At 40.7% G+C, this 4,142-nt stretch carries 3 protein-coding genes; all 3 read right to left on the bottom strand.

All coding sequences use genetic code 11. The features are described 5' to 3' along the window. Window positions 1-167: 167 nt before the first annotated feature. Window positions 168-1,784 (bottom strand): MBL fold metallo-hydrolase, encoded by a 1,617-nt coding sequence (locus AB4Z08_RS22240; RefSeq protein ID WP_441575983.1) that lies wholly within the window; start codon window positions 1,782-1,784, stop codon window positions 168-170. A gap of 5 nt (window positions 1,785-1,789) precedes the next feature. Next, window positions 1,790-2,503 (bottom strand): thioesterase II family protein, encoded by a 714-nt coding sequence (locus tag AB4Z08_RS22235; RefSeq protein ID WP_441575982.1) that lies wholly within the window; start codon window positions 2,501-2,503, stop codon window positions 1,790-1,792. Window positions 2,504-2,856: 353 nt separating this feature from the next. Next, window positions 2,857-3,375 (bottom strand): transcription termination/antitermination protein NusG, encoded by a 519-nt coding sequence (gene nusG / locus AB4Z08_RS22230; RefSeq protein WP_441575981.1) that lies wholly within the window; start codon window positions 3,373-3,375, stop codon window positions 2,857-2,859. Between the last annotated feature and the right edge of the window lie 767 nt (window positions 3,376-4,142).

Below are 4,142 nucleotides of genomic sequence, written 5' to 3'. Positions count from 1 at the left end.
ATTTTCAGTTTGTATTTAATATTAGAGGAGGTTGAGGTTCAGAAAATACGATGCCTATTCCGTATCCGGTATCGGATACAGAACAGGTCTATCGCATTTATACACGGCGGAAAAATGCGTCATTAATGTCAGGAAAAATCAATCGGGGAAAACAGGAACTATTGCTGTTAGCTTACAAGTTCTTCTTTTCTGTCGTATAACAGTTCCTTCTCCCCATAAAGACGTTCGGCAATAATACCTTTGGCCTGGCAGAGTTCTACCAGTTTATTTGATTGAATAATAGGGTTTGATTCATCTGTGTATTTGATGCTACTGATGAATTCCAGCCAGGGCTCCATCCCCATGGCATACACATATGCTTCCTTAGGATTAAAAATATTAATAAGCGCCATGCCTTTTGCACAATCAGATCCGGCGAGCCTGCGGCTGCCATCCTGATCCCTGGTTAGCTTTTTGGTGATCAATGGACCATAGAGCCATGTAAGTGGTGCACCATCGCATTCCATGCCGAGGAATAATACATCCACATCACCAATTTGCGCATGAATATGTTTGTACAATGCAGACTCCACAATCCGGGAATCAGCCAGGAACAATAATTTGAAACCACTGATCTGCACGAGGTAGCAGGATTTTGTAAGGATGTTCAGATCACTGTGTTCACCGGTAAATGGCAGCGCAGTAATGGTACTGTCAGTAAATTCGATAGTTTCCATTTCATCCATCGCAAACACATTGCGGAAGCCAATGTTATTAAACATCTGCTTCAGATCCGGATCTTCCATTTTACCACTGCATGTACGCGGTACGATCAGATTCCTGATCTTGTGACGCAACGGCAGCAGGGTTTCAAACAGGATGTGATCCTGGTGATTATGTGTGATGAGCACATAGTCGATTACATCCGGAAGATCTGCGTCAGAGAAATGTTCTATGTCTGTATCATAACCATAATAACTGATCAGCGGGTCCACAAGGATACTTACATCTTTTGTTTCCACGAGGATACAGGCATGACCAAAATAGCGCATGCGGATCTTGTCGCCGGTATATTTTTTATAAGGTGGCGGTGGTGTTTCGGTAAAAAAGGTTTCGAATAAAGCTTCCTGGTCAGCGGTGATTCCCATGATACTTTTTATTTCAGACAGCGGGCGCGCCCTTCTCTTCATAGCAGACAGGTGATCAATACCTGAGTGGGCAAAAGGGATCGCCAGGTGCAGCACATCAGCCTCATCGAGGCGTGGGGTGCTAAGACAGAATGGACGATGGTCATTATCGGTAAGCCACAGGGCCACACTTTGCGCACTCTCATTATAGAAGTCACTTTTATACAGCAGTGATTCAAAGAAGCGGAAGTCTGCATTGTTGTTGCGATCATAATAGAGTTCCACATATCCTTTCAGGATCTCAGGCACTTTATCATACAGCCCTTCCAGTCCAAAACCTTTGGCTTCTGCAACCAGTATTCTGTCGAGTTCCTTAACAGCCTTTGCAAACTGTATGGTTTTTTCCTGCCGTTTCAGAATAGTAGCCTTCAATGTTTCCACTTCTTCTACGCGGCCACCACCAAGGTCCATAAACGGACCGCCCTTCATTTTCGGATTGAGCACTGCTTCTGCGTGAATATTAGGATCATCCAGGTAGGAATCCATGATGGTAAGGTGCCTTCCTACCGTATTCATAGCGGCCGTTGCGGGTGAAATCAGGTGGCTCCATGCATACCATCTGTCAAATAAGGGTTCCAATACTACGTTTGGTTTTAAATATACTTTTTTGTCACTCATAAAGATTATGATTTGGAATGAACAAGTAATTTTTTAGCAATGATCTGTATGATTTCGAAGGGGTATTTATATATAAAGAAATGATGTCCGGGCATACGCCTGAAGTCAACAGGGGCTTTAGTTTCCTTCTGCCATAGTTGAATATCTTCCAGCTTCATGTCTTCCCGCGTACCAGTGATTACTGTAATTGGGATATCCAATGATTCGGCGGAGGCATGAATGTAATTTTCTGTTACTTTGAAATCTGCTCTAAGGATTGGCTCGATATAGCTTAACAGTTCATCGTTTTGCAAAATTTCATCGGGACTGCCGTTGAGATTCCTCACTTCTTCTATAAAAGCTTCCTTACCCAACAGGTGTCGTTTTTTCTCTGTCCTTGAAGTAGCAGATGGCCCGGTAGTACCTGTTACAAAGAGGTGGCGAGGAGGCTTACGCCCTTTCTCGATAACTCTTCTGGCAAGCAGACAGGACATAAGTCCTCCCATACTGTGGCCATAAATAGCATATTCCGCCTGATCCAGTTTATCCTTTATCTGGAGATACAAGTCCTGTAATAATTCGTCAATATCTTCCATCAGCGGCTCTCTCATTCTGGTTCCCCTGCCTGGGTATTCCAGCGGAATTATATTGATAAAAGCAGGTACGTTATCTTCATACAACCTGTAAGAATATCTGCTTCCACCTGCAAATGGCAAACAAAAAAGGTTTATTTTCTCCATTAGTAAAACATTTATTCATCAATACATGGTACTATATAAAATTGCTTTCCCATGTACCAGGATAATATATATCGGTATTAAATAAGCTATCGCTGCTAACATTATTTATGACGCACAGGCGGTAAATAATGAGTAGTAAATAGTCAGTACTTTACGAAAAGTTGCATCATCCAGTCCGGGAACCTTTCTCCGGCTGTGGCGTTATCATAAAATACTCAGCATGTTACAGGTTGATTTTACCCGGCATTGAAATGAATGATGCCGGAGTTGCTTTATGCGAATGACATAAAGATTTAATTTCGGATTTTCTTTATTTACTATCGTTTGAATTAAAAACACTGGCAAAAAATCTGTCAGGTTGAAATACCAGCCAGGTATTGACAGGGTATTGTGACAAGGATATTTTTCTGGAGCATGCTCATTCTCACCAGCATTTTCTGTTCCCCTCTTACTTCAACTATTTCACCTGTCAGGCCACAGAGTACACCATCGTTGATCATCACCTGCTTGCCGGGAAGGAAATAGTCGTCTGATATTTCAATATCTGTATCACTCACCTCCCTGGTGATGAGACAAATATTGTGAATAACATTCTCATTTACTTTCGCGACATCTTTGCCCGCCCTCACATAATACAATACGCCTTCAAGTGTCAATATCCTGTAATAGGTTTCCAGATCCTCCAGGTAGACAAATACATAAGAGGGAAAAAGTGGTGCATCAACATATTTTTTTCTGTCCTTCCATATACGTAAAATTCGTGTAGTCGGTAAAACATATGCAATGTTCGAATCGGATAATTGAAGTGCAACTTTTTTTTCATGTCGTGGTCTCGTGTATATCACGTACCATCCAGTGATGTGAACGCTCATTTTAGGATTTTCTTAAGATCTGAGTAAAAATTTATCCATAGCAATAATGACAGTAGCATTAATGACAGTAGCATTTACGGGTATGACATAGTTTTCATTTTACCAATCAGTTGCCAGATTCGCGGGTGCCCATATTGACAATAAAATCTGCCGGAAAGATATAGCTGTCGCTTGAGTGGCTCCATAATTTCCACTTTAATTAAATTGAATGCTAACCTGACTGACTGAATTGAAAATTTAGCTAACAATACTACTTCCGTGTGGTAGTAAGAGTTTTCCTAAGGGTATAGCAACTTTACATAATCAAATTTGAGCGGATTTGTTGGCTCAGGGTTATAAATTCCGAGGGCTTCCTTGGTGCTAAGGGCTATCATTTTTCTCACAATAAATTCTTCTATTGGCCTTATCAGATAATCGAATTTAGTAAACAAATTTAATTCAACAAAATAAAATACTCATGTCGGGGCAACGAAAGAACAAAATACGTATTGCAGATTCACAACACTATGACAGACAAAACGCGCTATCAGTAAGCATTTTGGAAACATACCTGCAACTGCATAAAATAACCATATGCATATACCGCTTAATAAGAAGATAACACACTTCATCACGAAAAAAATACAACCAATAACAAAATCCGATATATTTGTTTCATTATGTGCCACTGCTCCCTTTGATTACCCAGCCGTATGTTACAACAACTATATTGGATTTATAACATTGAAAGTTTCCCGTCAACAAATGTATTTCAAACCCGCAAATCC

It is taken from the genome of Chitinophaga sp. RAB17 (assembly GCF_052114225.1).
Lineage (GTDB): Bacteria > Bacteroidota > Bacteroidia > Chitinophagales > Chitinophagaceae > Chitinophaga.
The sequence above is the reverse complement of the archived record's forward strand: the minus strand, read 5'-3'. Positions and strand labels throughout refer to the sequence as shown.

Excerpts from the sequence above, each read along its gene's own strand:
- nusG (WP_441575981.1), bottom strand. The coding sequence starts at position 3,375 with ATGAGCGTTCACATCACTGGATGGTACGTGATATACACGAGACCACGA.
- AB4Z08_RS22240 (WP_441575983.1), bottom strand. The coding sequence starts at position 1,784 with ATGAGTGACAAAAAAGTATATTTAAAACCAAACGTAGTATTGGAACCC.
- AB4Z08_RS22235 (WP_441575982.1), bottom strand. The coding sequence starts at position 2,503 with ATGGAGAAAATAAACCTTTTTTGTTTGCCATTTGCAGGTGGAAGCAGA.